The organism is Microcystis aeruginosa NIES-2549 (genome assembly GCF_000981785.2).
GTDB classification, from domain to species: domain Bacteria; phylum Cyanobacteriota; class Cyanobacteriia; order Cyanobacteriales; family Microcystaceae; genus Microcystis; species Microcystis aeruginosa_C.
The window spans coordinates 2366898-2387109 of record NZ_CP011304.1 but is presented as its reverse complement, the minus strand read 5'-3'; the positions used below and the strand labels follow the sequence as shown (position 1 = coordinate 2387109).

Genomic DNA, 20212 nt, shown 5'->3' with positions numbered 1-20212 from the left:
AGTACCGACCGGCGGAGTGCTACTATACAACTATAACACTTACCGCTTTGGATGTGTCAAGTATTTATCATCATGGATTTAGGTCTGTCTATAGTCTTTGTGGTGAAATATCGCAGAAAAGCTATAAGTGCAGAAATTTTGACAAGATTAAAAGATATTTTTGCTGAAAATCTCCTTAAATGGGATTGTCAACTTTTGGAGTTTAATGGAGAATCAGATCATGTTCATTTATTGATCGAGTATAAACCTGACAAAAACCTATCGGTTTTGAGCGCTAACTTAAAAACCGTTAGTAGTCGATTAATTAGAAAAGAATATCCTGATTTAGCCAAGAAATATTTTTATGGAAAACCTCATTTTTGGACTGGTTCTTATTTTGTCGCTACTTGTGGTGGAGTAACTGTTGAACAACTAAAAAAATATGTTGAGAATCAAGCTACTCCGTCTAAGGAAACGCTATCGCGTTAGTTTTTTTACTGGTCGCAATTCATTTCCCGCTAACCGCTTCGCGGTGCAAGCGAACACTGGTTTTCCAGCAAAAAACTCCCCCTTGCAAGGAGTAACCATGGGGCTGACCAAACCTTTATTTTTTGCGTCACGATTGGGAAAATGTCAAATCTGCTAGGGACGGGGGACAGTTTATTCAATTGGTGAGAAGCTAACGATTTATTCTCTAGCCAAGAATTCCACTGCCCCGCTTATTGCTGCAAAGACCATTGACGCAACTTTACCTAAGATTTAGATTTTTCCCTGTTGGTTGCTTTAAGTAATTAGATTGGTTTCATGGTGTTATCCCATAGCCCAACCTATCATCTTAAAGATTAAACTCTTTTTCTCAAACCAACACCCCCTAAACCCAAAGCTAACAGAGCAAGGGTGGAAGAAGGTTCCGGGATTGAGCGAAATTGAATTTCTGAGAAACCAAGACGACGATTATTGCCACTGCCCCCATGGTTAGTCATGTTGCTAAATCTAACATTAGTCGCATAGACTGGGCTAAAATTGAACACTTGTGGGGAAATAGAGCTAGTGGTCGAAGTAGTACCCTGCGCGAAGGCAAGAGGAACGCCAGGGCCAGTCAGAGTAGTCCAAGCTCCTGTATTTAGTTTATATTCAATCGTCAAGGTATTAATCCCTTGAGTGGCGGAAGAACTGCTAAGGTTCCAGAAACTAAACCCAGCGAGATTGTAGATACGATTGAAGTTAAATTCGATAGTAACTGAACTTAATGGTGTGCCAACTGGAATCGTATTTGTCCGCCAAGAATTAGTACTATTTGTCACATTGTGATTTTCCGTCAGACTTGGGGTATTAGAGGGCAGGCCGACTCCGTTGACGGTATTGGCTATATTCCAGCCAGACGCTGAATTTGCAGTTGAGGCAGTGACTCTGGGAATCAGGCCAGCGGCTTGGGCGTTTTGTGACACACCCAACATTAAGCCGAAAGTGGCAGTGGATAAAACAAGGGGTCTAATAGCGAGTTTCACTGGGAAATCTCCTTAGGTAAGATTGGGTAAAGTTAAGTTGGGGCATGGCACCCTAGCGCATCTTATTTGTTTTTGTTTCTCATGTCTGTTACTTTTGATACAGTTTTTAAACTATTTTGTGGTATGGGGATAGGGGGAGATGGCCACAGCCCCCTATGGTTGCGCCGATTAGGAAGGTCGGAAGCCAGAAATCGGCCGGGGAAGAAATTCTGTCTTCTGCTCCCTTGACATTCCCCCGCTAACCGCTTCGCGGTTTAACGGGAGTCCTCTTGCTCCAATTTAAATAGATCATCAAGGGGCAGTTCTTCCTCAGAAGGTAGGGATTCTAGATCGCCCATTTCTTCATCATCCCACATACTGAAGAAATCTAGTTCTTCTTGGTCACTCGGAACAGAAGCAACTTTAGGGGTTTCTGCGGCAAAAGGATCGAATAATTCGGGTATATCGCTGTCAGCAGTATCGGCAAATAAGTCATCTAGAGAATTTTGGGCAGCAGCGAATTTTTCCGCATCGGTGGCTAATAAATCAGAGAAACTGGTGTCACTGCTAACGGTTTCTTGACCGAATATCCGATCATAATTACCCGATAATTCTCCTAGACTACTGATCATTCTAGTTTCTTCCTCTTGGCCAAACATCTCCATCTCAGGAGTGAATTCTGGGTCGAATACTGGGGTTTCTTCAGTGATAAAACCATCAAAGGGATTGATGTCACTGGCTAATTCTGGTTGAGAAACTGGGTTTTCTGGCGGCCTTTCAGGAGCAAATTCCGTTTCCAATCCTAGGGTTTCTTCGGTGATAAAACCATCACTGGGGCTATCGGGGAAATCATCCCAGGGTTCAATAATTTGAGTGGTTTGATCATCTTCTTGAATAGACGGCTCCGCCACTAATGCTTGGGGAGCTTTTTGTAGTTCTAACAGTTGGCTTTGAGCAATCTGTTCTAGTTGTTGAATTTGTGACTGATAGCCATTTTCTAATGCTAGAATCTGCGCCTGTTGACTTTGACGCAGGGCTTCTATTTCTGCTTGCTTCCCGTCGATAATCTCGCGAATTTGACTTTGATAGCTTTGGCGCAATTCCTCGATTTTAGTTTCGTATTCCTGTTCAAGTTCCTGAATTTGGGTTTTATAGGCAACTTCCATGGCTTGAACTGGATTTGCGCCTGCTGGCTCTTGTAAACGTCTTTGGCTGTCTTCTAACTCTTTTTGCAGTTTAGCCACTTCTTCTTTATAGGTGGCTTCGATATTGCCAAACTGTCCTTGGCTGTCTTTTAACTCTGCTTCGGTTTCACCTAAAGCCGCCTGAATTTTCTCATATTTTTGCAGTGCTTCCCTGATTTTTCCCTCTTGGAGGGCATATAAAGCCCCACCCCCGATCGCACCTCCACCGACAAAACCGATTAAAATATCGACGATACTCATTATGGGATTCCTCCTCTAGGAAAATTTACTTCTAAATATGCCCAATCTCGGACGATAATTGACAAGGGGCAAAGGTGGTCAGTGTTTTCCGCCGCTCTCGCTGCCGATTGCTTTTGATTGTGGCAGCAATTATCAGAAAAAGAAAGAAAATATTCAGTTTTTTCTGGGCAAATGTTGCCCTTTAGGGCAGTTATCTCGATGGTGAGGTACAAAGTCTCTGGTTTTAGGGAGTCGGTTGTCGATGCTAAATCCTGTCACACCGCATCGGTGTTTGGCAAGACATTTCACTGAGGCTGCATTTCCCGATAAGCTTGATAAACGCCGCGCACGTTGTACCAATTGAGAAAAATGCGGGCAATTTCTAGGGCTAATTGCGGTTTACCTCGATCGATTAGCCATTGTAACAGAGGGGAGAGGCTGCGCTCATTCAGGGTTCCCCCCAGGGAAAGTAAACCCCACAACAGTCGATGAATCCAAGTCATTTGAATCATCATCCGCACTTCCCAGGTGGGATGTTTTTGATAAAAAAGCACTCCCATTCGTCCTCGTTGAATTTCCTTATCGATGAGATTGGGAATTTGTGCGAGATTAAAGGGGGGATGCCAATGATAACCGACGGCTTCAGGACATTTAATTAATTTTAGTCCTAATTGCTTCAATCTCACTCCTAATTCCAAGTCTTCCCAACCGTAGAGTTGAAACTGGGTGTCGAATAATCCCGCTGCTAATAACCATTTTTTAGCGATCGCCACGTTGCCCGTGGCAAAATAGGCGGCGGAGAAATCGGTGATTTTATAGGGTTCACTGGTAGGATGCTCGAAGTTACAGGTATTAATGACGCTGCCGTAGGTAAATAAGCGATCGCTGCCAACACTTGCTGCCCCGGCGGTTAAAGCTTCGGCATGGGCTTGCAGAAAATTTTCTGTCACTACCAGATCGCTATCGATAAAAATAATCGTATCACCACGAGCTTTTTCTACCCCCAGATTCCTAGCGATCGCCGGTCCGCCGTGATCCTGTTGCCACAGTTGCAGATGGGGTAAATTAGCTTTTTGACTTTCTAGCCAAGGGATTGTCCCATCGGTAGAGCCATCATCGACAACGACTATTTCGTAGTTTTCCACCTTATTATCGGTTAAACGCTGATTTTCTAGAGCGATTAAACATTTTTTTAAGATTGCTTGGCGATTGTAGGTGGGGATGACAACACTGATCAGCACGCGCATTCGGGGGTCAAGATTACCGTTTTAGCTTACCAAATGATTAGACCTCTGGCAAAAATTAACAATCTTCATTCAGGAGGCAGGATTCAGAATTCAGGAGACAGGAGATTATTTTTATTTATTCTTCCCACACCCCACACCCCATCTCCCCAGACTGTCAGGAACCCTGGAAGGAGGATTAAGGTCAACTGGGAACATTGATTTTAAAAAATCGGTGATCATGTTATCCTCTGAATGTGTTGTGTGAGGAAAGGAATCGGCCATGGTAGCTTCTCTATCGTATCAAAATGGACAAAAAACTCGATCGCATCCCCTGTTATCCTTAGGGGGTTTGATTGAATTACCGTCATCACCCCTGTTCGGCACGGACGGAATTCGCGGTCAAGTGGGAGAATTATTAACTGCCCCCCTAGCGCTACAAATCGGATTTTGGGCAGGACAGGTATTAAAAAATCAAGCTGGTGTCACCAAACCGGTAATTATCGGTCAAGATTCGCGTAATTCCAGTGATATGTTAGCCAATGCTATCACTGCGGGTTTAACTTGGGCGGGAATAGAAGTCTGGCAACTGGGATTATGTCCCACTCCCTGCGTCGCCTATTTAACCAGAGAAAGCGAAGCGATGGGGGGGATCATGATTTCTGCCAGTCATAATCCTCCCGAAGATAACGGCATTAAATTTTTTGACGGCAGCGGTTTAAAATTGTCTGGCAGTTTAGCAGGACAGATAGAAGCGGGTTTAAGGGGCAATTTAGAATTAGCAGATAAACCAGAAAATTGGGGAAAAGCGACTTTTTGTCCCGAATTAATCCAAAAGTATTATCAAGCTGTGATTGATTCCGTCGGGACGGATATTAACCTATCGGGATTAAAAATAGTTTTAGATCTAGCTTGGGGGGCAGCCGTTAACCTAGCACCTTTAGTATTCCAAACTTTGGGGGCGGAAGTTATCTGCCTACACGATCGAGCCGATGGCGATCGCATTAACGTTAATTGTGGTTCTACCCATTTAGAAAGCCTACAGGCGGCGGTGATTAATCAGCAAGCGGATTTAGGGTTTGCCTTCGATGGCGATGCCGATCGGGTCATGGCCGTGGATAGTCAAGGTAGAGTGGTAGATGGCGATTATATCCTCTATTTTTGGGGTCGTTCCCTCTTAGAAGCAGGACAGCTACCCGATGGGTTATTAGTGGCGACGGTGATGGCTAATTTAGGCTTTGAACGCGCTTGGCAAAAACTGGGGGGCCAATTCTTGCGGACTGCCGTGGGCGATCAGCACGTTCAGGCGCAAATGTGGGAAACTGGAGCCATGCTAGGGGGCGAACAATCCGGTCATATTCTCTGCCATCATTACGGAGTTTCTGGGGATGGAATGCAAACCGCCCTACATTTAGCGGCTTTAGTGCAGAAATCGGGGGTTTCCTTGGCTAATTTAGTCGATCATAGCTTTGTCACTTATCCGCAGATTTTACGCAATGTGCGGGTGGAGGATAGAGAAGTGCGACGTAATTGGCAGCAATGTGAACCTTTGCGCCTGGAAATCCGCCAAGCGGAGACAGCCATGGCAGAAAAAGGCCGAATTTTGGTGCGCGCTTCCGGGACAGAACCCTTAATTCGGGTGATGGTGGAAGCAGAAACCTTAGAATTAGCCAATTGTTGGACAGAAAGGCTAGTGCAAGCGGTGCGAAGCTATCTTTTGTAGTCGATCGAGGGAGATAGGGATTATAATGCCCTTAGCCTAGCCTAGCAAGGGATAATTATGACCGGACTAAGTATCGATCGTAAGAAAAAAAAGCATAAACAAGGCGAAACAAAAGCCGATAGTCGCCCACCTAACATCAAAGAGAAACTTGCCCTCAAAAAAGAAGAAAGGCAAAAGAAACAAAAGTTAACGGGGTTGATTATTTTTGCCATTTGTGCAGCAATTTTGATCGGATTACCCCTCAGCTTATTATTTGATCCCAAGATAGGAGCGGCAGTAAGTTTAGCCTTGATTTTAGGAGTTTTCTCCTTTAGCTATCCCCGTGCGGCTCTTTGGGCATTTATTATCTATGTCCCCTTCACTGGCACTATTATCTATTGGTTGGGAGGTAGTCAAATCCTCCAGCTTAGTAAAGATATATTTTATCTACCCGCTTTAATCGCCTTAGTTTTAGAATGTCGAAAAAAGCGATTACCGATTATTGTCCCGAAACAATTAGGCACAACTCTATTATTAATCTTTGTTTTCTGTATGGTCTGTCTATTAGCCGTCAATTTACAGAGACAATTTCTGCCTACTTGCGATTCCGTGGCCGGGATGACTATGTTTAGGGATGGCCGTTTGCGCGGAGTTCCCTGTCGGACAAGTGAGACTTTTCTACAAGGACTATTAGGGTTTAAAGTTTTGCTAGGTTATGTTCCCTTGATCTTCTGCACTTATTACTTGATCAAAGACAAACCCACCCTGTTATTTTTTGGTCGTCTTTTAGTGACTTTAGTGATTATTTGTTGTGTCCTAGGACTAATGCAATACTGGATGCTGAAAACTGGTCGTTGTGTAGGAACTAGAGGCTACGTGGCTGATGCACTATTCAAAGCCACCTTAGAGGCAAGGTGTTTGGTCGGTGGGGGATTAGTCTATAGTCCGGAAGTGAATATGATCCGTTTACCAGGTACTTTTGTTTCCCCCTGGCACTGGGCTTGGTTTTTGGTCTCTAGTGCCGTAATTTGTTATGCCAGTGCCTTTAGTGAAATTTCCCAAAAATGGCGAATAGCAGCCCTAGTGGGTTTAACCCTAGTTTTTATTAATGCAGTGGTCTCTGGGCAAAGATTAGCTTTCTTTGCTGTACCGATGATTATTGGTCTGATGACGATTCTTACGGGACAAATCGCTAACTTAAAACGATTTTTGCCGATCATTTTTGCCACCACTTTACTTCTAGCTATCGGTTTTTCTTTCCTTAACCCCGATTTTGTCCAACAACGCTACGATAGTGCCATCAGCCGTTGGCAACAGGCTCCCCCCACCGCTTTTCTTCAAGAACAGTTGGATTTTGCTATCCGTAATCAGGGCGGTATTTTAGGTCGTGGACTCGGTGTGGCCACATCTTCTGCTAGGATTTTCGGTGATATTTCCTTTGTGGAAACCTATCACAGTAAAGTTTTATTCGAGTTGGGATACATTGGTTTTACCTTGTACATGATATTCATGACCCATCTAGTTTATCTGGCCTTCCGCACCTATCGTTCCCTCAAAGACCCGACTCTGCGAGGTTTTGCCGGTAGTTATTGGGTTTTGTTGCTCTTTGTTGCCTATCTTCCCTATTGGTATGCCCTCGATACGGATCCTCTGGGGGTTTATTATTGGATATTCGCGGGTCTAATTTTTAAATTACCCGTGATCGAAAAACAGGAAAAAGAAGCCAAAATTCTGGCGGGGGAAACCGCCACAATATCCTCCAAAAAGGGCTTAAAATTTAAACGCAAAGGTGTTTCTTTAGCTTGAAATTACTATAAGCTTTTTCAGTTATCATTTATCAGTTATCAGTTGTCAGATTTGAGTTTTTAAGTGTGCAGTATTAAAGAGAAGTTTCCTACTGTCTTTTTACTGTTTACCGATCACTGATTACTGATTACTGTTTACTGATCACTGATTACTGTTTACTGCTATGAATTTTCCCTCGATTTCTGTCATCATACCCACCTATCGACGCGAAGAACCCCTTAAAGATACCCTCGATGACCTACTCAAACAAGATTACCCCGATTTTGAGGTATTAGTTATCGACCAAACCGCTACCCACAGCCCCGAAATACAATCCTATCTAGAAAATCTGGCTAATCAGCACAAAATTAGCTGGTATCGGCTGGATTGGGCGAGTTTACCCGGTGCTAGAAATTATGGAGTCCGTCGCGCTCAAGGCGATATCGTTCTTTTTATCGATGATGATGTGCGGCTCCCGGATAATTATCTCAAGGCACATAGTGAGAATTTTGTCAAGAACCCTGAGATAGGTGTAGTGGCCGGTCGGGTATTCGATCGCATGAAATTGGGTGACTCCCAAAAAATGGGGACAGATACCAGCAAACCCTACGAAATCGACTTTTTACCCCCCCAAGCCATGGATCCGGGCATTGCTTGGTATTACATCGACCTTGTTCACACCACTAAACCCCAGCAGGTAATCTCGGCCCGGGGCTGTAATATGTCTTTCCGGAAGGATATATTTACGAAATACGGCATTTGGTTCGATGAACGCTTTCGTGGCAGTGCCGTGCGCGAGGAATCGGATTTTTGCTTAAGGTTACGCCAGACTCCCTATCATGTCTGGTACGCTCCCACCGCTTATCTGGTTCATTTAGGGGAAGAAACCGGCGGCTGTCATGATATTAGCACTCGTTCTCTGAGTTATCAGACGACTTTTTATCATAATCACTTTCTGATGGCTCTGAAAAATCTCACTCTCGCTCAACAATTGCGACTCTACGCTAAATTATTTGATTGTCACGTTCTTGGCAATCCTCCCTGTAATAAAGGTGGTTCCCCGATTAAAATCCTTTCTAGGGGAATTTTTTATAGTTTAGGTTTTCTGGATGCTTTGAAAACTCAAGTTAAGTCCCTCTGGAATGATGGCCAAATTTATACAAAACTAGATAATCTATGAGAATTTTAGTCGCTAGTCATACATATATAGTTGATCTCAACTGTGAGAAACTGCGCTCCCTGACAAGATTAAATCCCAATATTGAAGTTACTATTGTTGTTCCCCAACGTTGGCAACCGGGAGGAGTCCAAAATAAAATCATTGAAAGTCAACCGAAAATAGCCGACAATTTCCGAGTTATTCCTATCTCTAATTTTAGCCAAAATAACCAAGCTTTATTAACTTTTGGCACTGATATAATTCCTTTATTAAAAAAAATTAGACCCGATATTATTCAAGTGGAACAGGGTTCTAAATCTCTCGCTTATGCTCAATTTATTACTCTGAATCGTCTCTTAAATATTAGGGCTAAAAATGTATTTTTTACTTGGTGGAATCTTCCCTATACTCCTAAATTTCCCATCTCTTGGTTAGAAGCTTATAACCTGAAAAATACCGATGGTTTAATCGCTGGTAATCAGGACGGGGTAGATGTTTTAAAAGAACGGGGTTACAGGGGTAAATACACCGTTTTACCACAATTAGGCGTGGATGAAGTTCTTTTTTCCCCCAGCAAGCAACCCGATTTAGCTCGATCTTTAGGTATTGAAAGTGATGAATTTGTGATTGGTTTTATCGGTCGTTTTGTGGAAGAGAAAGGCATTCTAACGCTGATTAAAGCTGTAGCTAAATTAACAGGTAAGTGGAAATTATTACTGTTAGGTCGGGGAATCCTGAAAGATAAAATAGTCAGCGAAGCTACAGCCGCAGGAATAAGCGAGCGCTTGATGATAGTGGAAAGTGTTCCCCACGATCAAGTAGTTAATTATCTTAACCTGATGAACACTTTAGTTTTGCCGTCAGAAACCACCTATCAGGTCAAAACCTTAACGGCCGTCGGTTGGAAAGAACAATTCGGTCATGTCTTAATTGAAGCCATGGCCTGTCAGGTTCCTGTTATTGGTTCTGATTCGGGAGAAATTCCCTTTGTTATTGCCGATACAGGTCTAATTTTTCCCGAAAAAGATGGGGATGCACTGGCTAAATCGATACAAACTCTCTTAGATAATCCCAGCTTCGCTCAAGAATTAGGCCAGAGGGGTTATCAGAGAGTAATGACCAATTATACTAATAAAGCCCTCGCTCAAAAACAATTGGATTTCTATCAACAATTACTCCCTCGGTGATGGAAGTGGGGTGTGGGGTGTGGGGTGTGGGGTGTGGGGTGTGGGGTGTGGGGTGTGGGGTGTGGGGTGTGGGGTGTGGGGTGTGGGGTGTGGGGAGAAAAAAGCTGATAACTGATCACTGATAACTGATCACTGGTTATGAACCATTCTTGACACCCCCTAGTCTAAAGGGACAAGTAGCTAGGGGTGAGGGGAATGATCGAGGTGATAACCGAGAAGCAAACAAGTGTGAGCGATCGAGAGTTAATCTTGAAATGTCAAAGGGGTGATAGGGGTGCTTTTCGTCACCTTTACCGTCTTTATCAACCAAAAATCCGCTCTACTCTCTATCAACTCTGTGGAAGGGAATTCCTAGAGGATTTTGTCCAAGAGGTATTTTTAAGAGTGTGGCACGGGTTGCCGAAATTGCGTTCACCTGAATACTTTTCCACTTGGGTTTATCGGATTACTTGCAATGTGGCGATCGATGGTCGGCGACAATTAGCCAAAAGACAAATGAGGATGGCCAAAAGCACTGATGAGGAAAACCCCCTTGATAGTGAATCCCGTCCCCAAGATAGTCCTGATTTGATGCAATTGCATTATGAGGAGGTGGTCCAGCAAGGGTTAGAAATTCTCAGTTTAGAACATCGCGCTGTCCTTGTCCTTCACGATCTAGAGGACTTACCCCAAAAGGAAATCGCCCAAATCTTAGAAATTCCCCTCGGTACGGTGAAATCACGTCTTCATTATGCGCGTAAAACCATGGGTCAATTTTTGCAAAAACAAGGAGTTCTCTAATGTCCCCGGAAGATGAGAAAGTAGTTAATTTTCTGCGTCGCTATCGTCCATCGCTGCCACCTCGACCGATAGATCAAGAAGAACAGTTAATGCAAATGATTAAGGGAGAAAGGCCGGTAACTTGCCCAAAATTGCTGCCTTTATTGGGGTGGATAACTGGTATTACTGCCTTATCGGCGCTGATTTTTGCTTCCTATCGTTGGTCTCATCCTCATCCACAACTAGGCCAAATTTCCGATGAGGAGTTAGAAGCTTTTTTAGTGGAGAGTTGGAACCATAGCATCGCTCCACCGATGGCTGCTCCTAGCGTTTATAGTTCGCCTTGGATGAGCTTAAACGAGCCTCAACTCACCTATTCTACCTATAATCCTTAATTTCTTGGTCGAGGTCAATTATGTCCCTTTCTACTCTCTCGATTCTCGGCACGACCATGGCTTTAACTCTGGCGGCTAACCTAGTCCCAACTGCCACTGTGCTATCCTATCCCCAGGATCGTCTATTCACTGCTCAAACTGGCTCTCCCCAGCGTCCTGAGAGTCGTCCCCGTGGGATGAATAATTCTCGAGAAAGACTAATCGAACAATTAAACCTTAGCGATGACCAAAAGTCGAAAATTGCCGCTATTCGTCAGAAATATCAGGAAAAAACCAAAAAGTTGCGAGAAACCATTAGAAACAACGAACAAGAATTAAATAGTTTATTATCGAATAATGCTTCCGATCGAGATATCCGTGCTAAACATCAGCAAATCTCTCGCAATCGCCAAGAAATGAGTAACCTGCAATTTGAAAGTTTTTTGGAAATTCGCCAAGTCTTAACTCCCGCTCAAAGAACGGAATTTTCCCAGTTAATGCGGGAACGTTGCCCTAATTTCCCCAATTGCGGACGACCATAATTCTCATCAGTGCCGATTAAGATCGAGTTTGATTCCGATACATTAGAAAAAAGGAAAGGATGGGCAAGTAACCCATCCTCGACTTATCATTTACTAATAAATTATCGTTTCCAAGTGACTTTTGGTAGGATATGATTCATATCTACCCGATTTTTATACTTGGTGGCGAAGTTTAGGAGGGAATCGAGGAGAGAATCGGAGAGATAGTGAGGTTGTAGGCCTAGATCGAGTAATTTCGTGTTTTTAGCGTTAAAATAATGTTCCTCTAACTCGATGCGCGGGTTGTCAAGATTGTTAATCTCCACATTTAACCCTAACGCGGAACCAGCTTTTTTCACCATCAGTGCCAAGTCACCGACGCTGAACAGTTCGGTAAATTGGTTAAAAACGCGGAATTCCCCCGATTGAGCGGGATTGGCGATCGCTAATTCCAAACAACGCACGGTATCGCGGATATCTAAAAATCCTCGCGTTTGTCCACCTTTACCGTACACTGTCAGGGGATGACCGATCGCCGCTTGAATACAAAAACGGTTTAAAGCAGTACCAAAAACCCCATCGTAATCGAGACGGTTAATTAACATCTCATCCATTCCCGTTTCTTCGGTGAGGACTCCATAAACCACCCCTTGATTGAGATCCGTGGCTTTTAAACCCCACATCCGACAGGCAAAATGGATATTATGGCTATCATGGACTTTGCTGAGATGGTACATACTACCAGGCTGTTTGGGATAGGGTAAAGTATCCTTACGACCGTTATGTTCGATCGTGATGTAGCCTTCTTCAATATCTATATTCGGTGTACCATACTCACCCATCGTTCCCAGTTTCACTAGGTGCGCTTCGGGAAATTCCTCTTTCATCGCGTAGAGGATGTTTAAATTGCCAACAACGTTATTAACTTGGGTTAAAACCGCGTGTTCGCGATCGATCATGGAGAAGGGTGCAGATCTCTGTTCTCCGAAGTGAACAATGGTGTCTGGTTGAAACTGTCGCAGGGATTGAATCAGAAAGTCGTAGTTATTGATATCCCCGACAAAAAGATCGATCGATTTTCCCGTCAGATCTTGCCAGCGTTGAATCCGATGAGATATGGGTGCGATCGGTGTTAAGGTATCGCAGCCTAATTGTAAGTCCCAATAGCGACGAACTAAACTATCAAGTATGCCTACTTCGTAACCTCTATTTGATAGATGGAGTGCCGTTGCCCAACCACAATAGCCGTCTCCGCCAATAACCAAAACTCTCATACAATATCTGTAAAGTTTATATACTCGTCTTTGCTAACTCTAGCAGTTTTGTGTCACGCTTTACCAACTTAGTCCGCGTGAACATAGGAGGGGTGTGGGGTGATGGGGTGTGGGGTGTGGGGTGTGGGGTGTAGGGTGTGGGGTGTAGGGTGTGGGGAAATAAGGAGAATCAATAAAGGTAGTCTATTGACAACTGCTCACTGATTACCACTGTCCACTGAAAACTCAAATCTGCTCACTGCTCACTGCTCACTGCTCACTGATAACTGATAACTGATAACTGATGAGGGTGTTCTAGAAAACTTGACAAGGGAGCGGATTATGGGGAAACTCAGCTTGTAATCAGTGGGCTTTGCTGACGAGAAAACAAAAGCCAAAAATCTAGATAAAAGGCAGTTTTTTCGGTAACTCAGGGCCTATCTGCTTTTTTACTTTTTACTTTTTACTTTATTACTTGATCTTATGCGTTGGCAAGCTCGGCAAAAATCTTCCTTTTCTTTCCTTCCCCTATACGGATTTTTGGCATTTATCGTCGTTTGTCTGATTATTTGGGCAATTTCTCTCTATCCTCGTTCTAATGCTCTGGTGGGGGGTGATTCTCTCCCCGCACCTTTTAGGGAGTTTCAACCGGAATGCGCGGATTATGTCCGAGAAAATAGTTCTTTTAAGGATATATCGAGAATTTTTGATTGTAAAACCTATAAAAACTTATCAGATCGAGTGATTTTTTCCCTATCTCTCCAAAAAAACGATATTAGTCTCGATAATTGGCTAAATAACTCGACAACAGCGATCGAATTAGCCCCCTGGCCGGAAATTCATCCCCGCGCTCAAGGAACTAAAGTACCGATTTTAATGTATCACGACATTTTACCAGAAAAAGAGGTATTTTTTGACGTTACCCCAGGCGAATTAGAGGCACATTTTCAATTTTTGCAGGAAATCGGGGCAACTCCGATCAGTATCGATTGGTTAATTTCCCATCTGCGGACAGGTATCCCCCTTCCCGCTAAACCGGTTTTATTGACTTTTGATGATGGTTATGGGGGACATTACCAGTATGTCTATCCTTTATTGAGAAAATATAACTATCCCGCCGTTTTCTCGATTTATATCAATAAAATGACTCAAAAAACCGGCCGAACCAGTGTCACTTGGCAACAACTCCAGGAAATGGCCGCCGATCCTCTAGTACAGATTGTCTCCCATAGTGTTAGTCATCCCCGGGATTTAAGGTTATTGTCCGATGCAGATTTGGAGCAAGAAGTCAAGCAATCGAAACAAATCTTAGAAAAAGAATTGGGTATTCCGATTAATTATTTTACCTATCCGGAAGGGAAGGCGGACGATCGAGTGAAGGAATTCGTCAAAAAAGCGGGTTATCGGGCGGCTTTATCGATGAATGACCTCGATGAGCATTTTGCTGGCCAATCCCCCGATTTACTCACGATTGGACGCTTTGGGCAATCGCGCACTAGGGAAGTTGTCCCGCAAGCTTGGGGAGGTGATCCCTTACCCCGTACCGATGGCGGTTTTAACTTTGCCACCACCATCCAAAAACGGGAAGTGGAATTCCCAACTAATACACTTGTTCTGATTAGTGGCGGGATTCCCAAAACTATTCACGCTGATAGTCGTTATCAAGTGGAGGAAATTATCGCTGGCACAGAAGCGATCGCGGCTGTAGATGGCGGTTTTTTCTCTCTCAAGGAATTGGACTCAAATCAGATGATCGGGCCGGTTTTAAGCGAAAATGGCGGCTTTATCCCGGGATATGAAGGGGAAATCGGCAAGTTAGAGGGTCGTCCTTTAGTAATCATTACTGATCAATGGGTGCGTTATCTTCCTTTTGATCCTGCCCGTCATAATACCCTAGAAGGAATCGCAGCGGAGGCTGGAGATGATCTCAAGGTGACGGATGCTTTTGTCGCGGCCGCTTGGTTAGTCAAAGATGGACAACCACAATCCCGAGAATCCTTTGGTACACTTTACGGTTTTGATGCCCTGCGTCACCGGGCTTTTTGGGGGATTAATCAGGCAGGACAGCCAGTAATCGGGGTTTCCCGAGAGCCGATCGATTCCATGGCTTTGGGAGAATTATTAGTACAGGCAGGCTTTCGGGAGGCGGTGATGTTGGATTCAGGAGCAAGCACCTCCCTCGCTTATCGGGGCCAGTCGCAAGTGCATTATACTCCCCGTCCCGTTCCCCACGTTGTCGCTTTATTTCCCCCCACAGAACCCTATATTGTTCCCGTTAGTCATGTGGGGATTCCCTGCGTAATTTTCGCCGATTCCTGTCCTGCGGGGAGTTAGGGGACAAAAACTTGTTAACCAGAAAACGGCTGAAGCTATGTATCTAAGAAAGCTCTAAGAGCAATTTTGTACTTGTTTTTCAGTCGTCGAGAAACTAGACCACCTTGCTGAATCTGTGCGAGAATTGTGGCTGAACAGGAGCCTTTTGGAATCGGACTACCCGCAGTGATTAAACTGGCTAATTCCGTGGCATCCATCTCCCGGGCAAATTGATAGGCAATCACGGATTCACAGACGATAAAATTCGGGACACCAAGGCCGGGCAAAAGCACACAAGTAGCTTCCGAACTGCTTCTTCGAGTTGTAACATTGACAAATAAATATCTATTTTCAGAAGTCTTTGCGATCGCAATATAGAGATGTTGCTTATTAGGGGGTGTATCGATTAAAAAGGCATCCCCCAGCTTGACTACCAGACTAGCCATGTAAAGCTCCATCTAAATAGGCTTCTCGCTGGGCTTCTTGGCTAATATCTTCGATTTCCTCCTCCGTTTTACCCATAGATCGCAAAACATCCTCCACTAAAATTGGAATAGCCGAACCATGGGGATCCTTCCATTCTGGTAAATCGTGAGTCCATTCGGCTACAAGAAAGGGATTGAGATGGCCAAAAGTCTTGTAAACCTGTTTAAGAATCATTTCTTCTTCTTCACAGAGTTCTTCATTGCCGGGATATTGCAGCAGGTCAACATAATTAGAATCCCGGGGAGAAATATATTTCGACCACAGGGGTAAAGCAGAGTCCACGGGCTGTCCTTTAATCAAATCATAAACACCCCTGAGAACCGGTCCATAATCCATTGATACATATCTATCCCCAGTAATTGGTTGATCCATGGTTTTTAAAGCAAGACGGTCAGCTATATAGAGCATTTTCAGCAACCCTAAATACTTCATCGGTTTGCCGTGCAGCTTTAAGAGTATAGCAGCGGCTTCAACTGCTTTCTCTGGATGAAACCGAAATTTGATCGTCATAACTACTATAAATTCACTGCTTTTTTATGACACTTTTATTATAGTTATTATTCTACATCGGCCATATTTAAGATTTTGTCCCAGTGGTTGAGGTTTCTAGCCTGATTTCTCAAAGATGCTGCTATAGGTATGATCGAGTTAAACCTTAGCCCAAAATTCTACCATGGAGATCGAACGTCTTAACGCCCTTTCCGATAATTATATTTTCCTCCTCTACGATCCGGCACAAAAAATCGCGGCCGTGGTGGATCCGGCGGAACCTGAACCCGTTTTCAGGCGATTAGAGGCTTTACAGGTGGATTTAGTCGCTATTTTTAATACCCATCACCACGGCGACCATGTGGGGGCTAATCAGGCTTTAATTAATCGTTATCCCCATCTTTGTGTTTATGGGGGAAAGGAGGATCGCGGTCGCATTCCGGGCCAGCAGCTGTTTTTAGAGGAGGGGGACCGGGTGGAATTTGCCGGTCGCCGGGCCGAGGTTTTCTTTGTCCCCGGCCACACTCGCGCTCATATTGCCTATTATTTTCCCCCGGTTAACCCCGGAGATTACGGCGAGTTATTCTGTGGTGATACCCTGTTTTCGGGGGGTTGTGGTCGTTTATTTGAGGGAACACCGGGCCAAATGGTGGCTTCTTTAACTAAATTGCGATCGCTGCCTGACCAGACTAGGGTTTGGTGCGCTCACGAATATACGTTAAATAATTTAAAGTTTGCCTTGACAGTTGACCCTAATAATGCTGCTTTGCAGCAGCGTTATCGGGAAGTGGAAAAACATCGCGCTGAAGATATTCCCACGATTCCGGCAATTTTGGGGACGGAAAAGCTGACTAATCCTTTTTTGCGTTGGGATAGTCCCGCTTTGGCCATGACCATGGATAGCAGCGAACCAATACAAGTGTTTGCACGGCTGCGGGGGAAAAAAGATAATTTTTAAGTAGTCCTGCAAAATAAATTTCCCAGTGAAGAAAGGCAAAAGGCAATAGGCAAAAGGCAAGAAGTAGGGTTGATTCATGAATCAACCCTACAGGGGGTAGGGGGAATCAAAGGCAAAATCTATCCCTACAAGCTCAACGGTTGCGGCTCTAACTTCAAATCGGCAAGACTGACCTCACCGTGACCATTTACCGCCACCTCTAGGGGCAAATTGCCGTGATAAGCTTGGATTAACAGGGTTTTTAAGTCCTCAATCAGGGGATAACGGGGATTGGCTCCGGTACACTGATCATCGAAAGCTTGTTCGGCTAAATGGTCTAATTTGGCCATAAATTCGGCTTCAGTTTCGGGAATTACCTCTTTAATACTGGCCGGAATACCGATTTCCCGTTTTAAACATTCGATCGCTAATACCAATCTTTCCACACTTTCGGTCTCGCTTTCTCCTCCCAATCCCAAGGAATGAGCGATTCTGGCATAGCGCCACTTCACGTTAGGATATTTGTACTGAGAGAAGGTAGCCTGTTTAAAGGGGGCATCGGTGGCATTATAGAGGATGACGTGGGAAATCATCAAGGCATTGGCTAGACCGTGGGGAATATGGAAAATTGCCCCTAATTGGTGGGCCATGGAGTGACAGATGCCTAAAAAGCCATTAGCGAAGGCCATTCCTGCCATAGTCGCCGCGTAATGGACTTTTTCCCGCGCTTTCGGGTCTTTAGCTCCGTTATGATAGGAACTGGGCAAGTATTTAAACAGCAGTCGGATGGCATCTTGAGCAAGAGCATTGGTATATTCTGAGGCTAAAACCGAGACGTAGGCCTCAAGAGCGTGAGTTAAAGCGTCAATTCCGCCGTAGGCTGTTAATTTTTTCGGCATATTTAGCACTAATTCCGGATCGACAATTGCCATGCTGGGAGTTAGGGCATAATCTGCCAGAGGATACTTAATATTATTACGGCGATCGGTGACGACGGCGAAGGGAGTCACTTCCGATCCTGTTCCCGAAGTGGTGGGAATACACACCATGAGAGCTTTTTCACCTAAAGGGGGCAATTCATAGACTCGTTTGCGGATATCCATAAAACGCATGGCCAAGCTCTCGAATTCTATCTCTGGATGCTCGTAGAGTAGCCACATGATTTTAGCGGCATCCATGGGGGAACCGCCACCGATAGCGATAATTACATCGGGATTGAAGGTATTAATTACATTTAACCCCCGTTCGACGGTTTCTAGGGAAGGATCGGGTTCCACATCATAAAAGATATTAATCGTGATGCCGATTTCTTCTAAAATTTCCTGTAAAGGTGCGGTAACTCCTAGGTCGAAAAGAGGTTTATCGGTGACAATAAAGGCCCGTTTTTTGCCGGCTAATTCCCGAATAGCGATCGGTAATGACCCGTATTTAAAATATACTTTTGGTGGTACTCGGAACCAAAGCATATTTTCCCGGCGCTCGGCTACGGTTTTAATATTTAATAGGTGGGTAGGTTCGACGTTTTCGCTGATGGAATTACCGCCCCAAGTGCCACAACCGAGGGTTAAACTAGGATCGAGACGGAAGTTATAGATATCACCAATCGCACCCTGGGAGGAAGGGGTATTAATTAATACCCGGGCCGTTTGTACGTTGTCTTGAAAGTGCTTAATATGTTCCCGATTGGAGGGTGCGGTATAAAGCACGGCCGTATGACCTCGACCGGCAAATAAGACCAGTTTTTCGGCTTTTTTTACCCCATCTTCAAAGTCTTTCGCTCGGTACATGGCTAAAATTGGCGAGAGTTTTTCGTAGGAAAATGGTTCTTCTAAGCCAATATTTTCTACTTCTCCGATTAGTAAGCGGGTATCTTCGGGAACGGAAATTCCGGCCATGGTGGCTAATTTTTCTACCGGTTGTCCGACGATATCGGGGTTGATATGACCATCTTTGAGGAGAATCCCGGCGACTTTTTCCCTTTCTTCGGGGGAAAGAAGATAGGCCCCGCGATCAATAAATTCCTGTCGAACTTCTTCATAGATGCTATCGACAACGATTACCGATTGTTCCGAGGCGCAAATCATGCCGTTATCGAAGGTTTTACTGAGAATAATCGAGGAAACGGCCATTTTTATGTGAGCAGTTTCGTCCACTAAAGCGGGGGTATTGCCGGCACCGACTCCTAGGGAAGGTCTTCCGGAAGAATAGGCCGCTTTTACCATACCGGGACCGCCGGTAGCAAGGATTAAATTAATGCTGGGATGTTGCATTAATGCTTGGGAAAGTTCCACCGATGGCTGATCGATCCAACCAATAATACCGGCCGGTGCGCCTGCTTTGACGGCCGCTTCTAAGACTATTTTGGCCGCTGCGATGGTGCAGTCTTTGGCTCGCGGATGGGGGGAAAAAATGATGCCGTTGCGGGTTTTCAGGGCAATTAGGGCTTTAAAAATGGCTGTGGAGGTGGGATTTGTAGTGGGTACGATCCCCGCTAAAATGCCCACGGGTTCGGCGATTTTTTGCAATCCAAAGGATTTATCTTCTTCGATAATGCCGCAGGTTTTGCTGTGTTTATATTTGTTGTAGATGATTTCTGAGGCAAAATGGTTTTTAATCACTTTATCTTCTATTACTCCCATCCCTGTCTCTTGTACTGCCATTTTAGCTAGGGGAATGCGAGCGTTGTTGGCTGCTAATGCGGCTTTTTTGAAGATAAGATCTACTTGTTCTTGGTTATAGTTGGCAAATTGTTGTTGAGCTTTTTTTACCTGTTGTATCAGTTCTTCTAGCTCTTGTCTATTGGTAACTATCATAACAATTTTGTTGAAAAAATTAGGCATTTTATTCTATTATAGCTTTTTTTGCCAAGGTACTCGCTCAATCTTGGGATTTTCTTTATAGTTTCCTAAGCATTGGTATTATAGAATACTAATAATTATAGGTAATAGGTATGGGGAAGTGGGGAGATGGGTTTTAAAGTTCGATTGGGAGTTCATCATACTATTAAAAACAGAATTTATCATGAGAACGAATGTATCAAATTTAAGTCCCCCTTTTTAAGGGGGATTTAGGGGGATCAAATTTTTTTTAGTCCTTTGGGATGCTTTTGGGTGCGTTACGCTTCGCTAACACAC

Annotated in this window: 17 protein-coding genes; 10 read left to right on the top strand and 7 right to left on the bottom strand. The window is 44.3% G+C overall.

Going from position 1 to position 20212, the window contains the following annotated elements; all coding sequences use genetic code 11:
* The first annotated feature begins 72 nt into the window (after positions 1-72).
* Positions 73-468, top strand: a complete 396-nt coding sequence (gene tnpA, locus myaer_RS11755; RefSeq protein ID WP_201261995.1) for an IS200/IS605 family transposase — start codon at positions 73-75, stop codon at positions 466-468.
* 353 nt (positions 469-821) lie between these two features.
* On the opposite strand, the gene myaer_RS11750 is transcribed toward tnpA, so the two are convergent.
* The 3 genes from myaer_RS11750 to myaer_RS11740 form a co-directional block, all read right to left on the bottom strand.
* Positions 822-1487, bottom strand: a complete 666-nt coding sequence (locus myaer_RS11750) for a PEP-CTERM sorting domain-containing protein (RefSeq protein WP_046662226.1) — start codon at positions 1485-1487, stop codon at positions 822-824.
* 254 nt (positions 1488-1741) lie between these two features.
* On the bottom strand, positions 1742-2911 hold the full coding sequence (locus tag myaer_RS11745; protein WP_046662225.1) for a hypothetical protein: 1170 nt from the start codon (positions 2909-2911) through the stop codon (positions 1742-1744).
* A gap of 284 nt (positions 2912-3195) precedes the next feature.
* Complete coding sequence (locus myaer_RS11740; protein WP_046662224.1) at positions 3196-4137, bottom strand: glycosyltransferase family 2 protein; 942 nt, start codon at positions 4135-4137, stop codon at positions 3196-3198.
* Between the two features lie 259 nt (positions 4138-4396).
* On the opposite strand from myaer_RS11740, the gene glmM reads away from it, so the two are divergent.
* From glmM to myaer_RS11705, 7 genes are all read left to right on the top strand, one after another.
* Complete coding sequence (gene glmM / locus myaer_RS11735; protein ID WP_046662223.1) at positions 4397-5836, top strand: phosphoglucosamine mutase; 1440 nt, start codon at positions 4397-4399, stop codon at positions 5834-5836.
* A 57-nt stretch (positions 5837-5893) separates the two neighbouring features.
* On the top strand, positions 5894-7621 hold the full coding sequence (gene hpsL / locus myaer_RS11730; protein WP_046662222.1) for a hormogonium polysaccharide biosynthesis protein HpsL: 1728 nt from the start codon (positions 5894-5896) through the stop codon (positions 7619-7621).
* 163 nt (positions 7622-7784) lie between these two features.
* Positions 7785-8780 (top strand): hormogonium polysaccharide biosynthesis glycosyltransferase HpsN, encoded by a 996-nt coding sequence (gene hpsN / locus myaer_RS11725; RefSeq protein WP_046662221.1) that lies wholly within the window; start codon positions 7785-7787, stop codon positions 8778-8780.
* Positions 8777-9946 carry a hormogonium polysaccharide biosynthesis glycosyltransferase HpsO gene (gene hpsO / locus myaer_RS11720; RefSeq protein ID WP_046662220.1) on the top strand — a complete coding sequence of 390 codons (1170 nt, stop codon included), beginning with the start codon at positions 8777-8779 and terminating at the stop codon, positions 9944-9946. The genes hpsN and hpsO overlap by 4 nt, the downstream gene beginning before the upstream one ends.
* Before the next feature lie 195 nt (positions 9947-10141).
* Positions 10142-10726, top strand: a complete 585-nt coding sequence (locus myaer_RS11715; RefSeq protein WP_046662219.1) for a sigma-70 family RNA polymerase sigma factor — start codon at positions 10142-10144, stop codon at positions 10724-10726.
* On the top strand, positions 10726-11100 hold the full coding sequence (locus tag myaer_RS11710; RefSeq protein WP_046662218.1) for a hypothetical protein: 375 nt from the start codon (positions 10726-10728) through the stop codon (positions 11098-11100). The genes myaer_RS11715 and myaer_RS11710 overlap by 1 nt, the downstream gene beginning before the upstream one ends.
* Positions 11101-11120: 20 nt before the next feature.
* On the top strand, positions 11121-11621 hold the full coding sequence (locus myaer_RS11705) for a Spy/CpxP family protein refolding chaperone (protein WP_046662217.1): 501 nt from the start codon (positions 11121-11123) through the stop codon (positions 11619-11621).
* Positions 11622-11722: 101 nt separating this feature from the next.
* Here myaer_RS11705 and myaer_RS11700 read toward each other — a convergent pair whose 3' ends face one another.
* Positions 11723-12874, bottom strand: a complete 1152-nt coding sequence (locus tag myaer_RS11700; RefSeq protein WP_002747854.1) for an NAD-dependent epimerase/dehydratase family protein — start codon at positions 12872-12874, stop codon at positions 11723-11725.
* Between the two features lie 462 nt (positions 12875-13336).
* Between myaer_RS11700 and myaer_RS11695 the strand changes: the two genes are divergently transcribed.
* Complete coding sequence (locus tag myaer_RS11695; RefSeq protein WP_046662216.1) at positions 13337-15187, top strand: polysaccharide deacetylase family protein; 1851 nt, start codon at positions 13337-13339, stop codon at positions 15185-15187.
* A gap of 35 nt (positions 15188-15222) precedes the next feature.
* Here the strand turns inward: myaer_RS11695 and myaer_RS11690 are convergent, their stop codons facing one another.
* Both myaer_RS11690 and myaer_RS11685 read right to left on the bottom strand, forming a co-directional pair.
* Positions 15223-15612, bottom strand: a complete 390-nt coding sequence (locus myaer_RS11690) for a hypothetical protein (RefSeq protein ID WP_008200532.1) — start codon at positions 15610-15612, stop codon at positions 15223-15225.
* A complete protein-coding gene (locus tag myaer_RS11685; protein ID WP_046662215.1) occupies positions 15605-16162 on the bottom strand; it encodes a Panacea domain-containing protein in 558 nt (185 codons plus the stop codon). Before myaer_RS11685 ends, myaer_RS11690 begins: the two co-directional genes overlap by 8 nt.
* A gap of 163 nt (positions 16163-16325) precedes the next feature.
* Between myaer_RS11685 and gloB the strand changes: the two genes are divergently transcribed.
* On the top strand, positions 16326-17099 hold the full coding sequence (gene gloB, locus myaer_RS11680; RefSeq protein WP_046662214.1) for a hydroxyacylglutathione hydrolase: 774 nt from the start codon (positions 16326-16328) through the stop codon (positions 17097-17099).
* A gap of 125 nt (positions 17100-17224) precedes the next feature.
* Here gloB and adhE read toward each other — a convergent pair whose 3' ends face one another.
* On the bottom strand, positions 17225-19891 hold the full coding sequence (adhE, locus tag myaer_RS11675; protein ID WP_046663725.1) for a bifunctional acetaldehyde-CoA/alcohol dehydrogenase: 2667 nt from the start codon (positions 19889-19891) through the stop codon (positions 17225-17227).
* Positions 19892-20212 lie beyond the last annotated feature (321 nt).

What these genes read in the sequence shown, in the direction of transcription:
- myaer_RS11695 (WP_046662216.1), top strand. Translation starts at nt 13,337, where the DNA reads ATGCGTTGGCAAGCTCGGCAAAAATCTTCCTTTTCTTTCCTTCCCCTA.
- hpsL (WP_046662222.1), top strand. Translation starts at nt 5,894, where the DNA reads ATGACCGGACTAAGTATCGATCGTAAGAAAAAAAAGCATAAACAAGGC.
- myaer_RS11705 (WP_046662217.1), top strand. Translation starts at nt 11,121, where the DNA reads ATGTCCCTTTCTACTCTCTCGATTCTCGGCACGACCATGGCTTTAACT.
- myaer_RS11740 (WP_046662224.1), bottom strand. Translation starts at nt 4,137, where the DNA reads ATGCGCGTGCTGATCAGTGTTGTCATCCCCACCTACAATCGCCAAGCA.
- myaer_RS11690 (WP_008200532.1), bottom strand. Translation starts at nt 15,612, where the DNA reads ATGGCTAGTCTGGTAGTCAAGCTGGGGGATGCCTTTTTAATCGATACA.
- hpsO (WP_046662220.1), top strand. Translation starts at nt 8,777, where the DNA reads ATGAGAATTTTAGTCGCTAGTCATACATATATAGTTGATCTCAACTGT.
- myaer_RS11685 (WP_046662215.1), bottom strand. Translation starts at nt 16,162, where the DNA reads ATGACGATCAAATTTCGGTTTCATCCAGAGAAAGCAGTTGAAGCCGCT.
- myaer_RS11700 (WP_002747854.1), bottom strand. Translation starts at nt 12,874, where the DNA reads ATGAGAGTTTTGGTTATTGGCGGAGACGGCTATTGTGGTTGGGCAACG.
- adhE (WP_046663725.1), bottom strand. Translation starts at nt 19,891, where the DNA reads ATGATAGTTACCAATAGACAAGAGCTAGAAGAACTGATACAACAGGTA.
- myaer_RS11710 (WP_046662218.1), top strand. Translation starts at nt 10,726, where the DNA reads ATGTCCCCGGAAGATGAGAAAGTAGTTAATTTTCTGCGTCGCTATCGT.
- tnpA (WP_201261995.1), top strand. Translation starts at nt 73, where the DNA reads ATGGATTTAGGTCTGTCTATAGTCTTTGTGGTGAAATATCGCAGAAAA.
- gloB (WP_046662214.1), top strand. Translation starts at nt 16,326, where the DNA reads ATGGAGATCGAACGTCTTAACGCCCTTTCCGATAATTATATTTTCCTC.
- glmM (WP_046662223.1), top strand. Translation starts at nt 4,397, where the DNA reads ATGGTAGCTTCTCTATCGTATCAAAATGGACAAAAAACTCGATCGCAT.
- myaer_RS11715 (WP_046662219.1), top strand. Translation starts at nt 10,142, where the DNA reads ATGATCGAGGTGATAACCGAGAAGCAAACAAGTGTGAGCGATCGAGAG.
- myaer_RS11745 (WP_046662225.1), bottom strand. Translation starts at nt 2,911, where the DNA reads ATGAGTATCGTCGATATTTTAATCGGTTTTGTCGGTGGAGGTGCGATC.
- hpsN (WP_046662221.1), top strand. Translation starts at nt 7,785, where the DNA reads ATGAATTTTCCCTCGATTTCTGTCATCATACCCACCTATCGACGCGAA.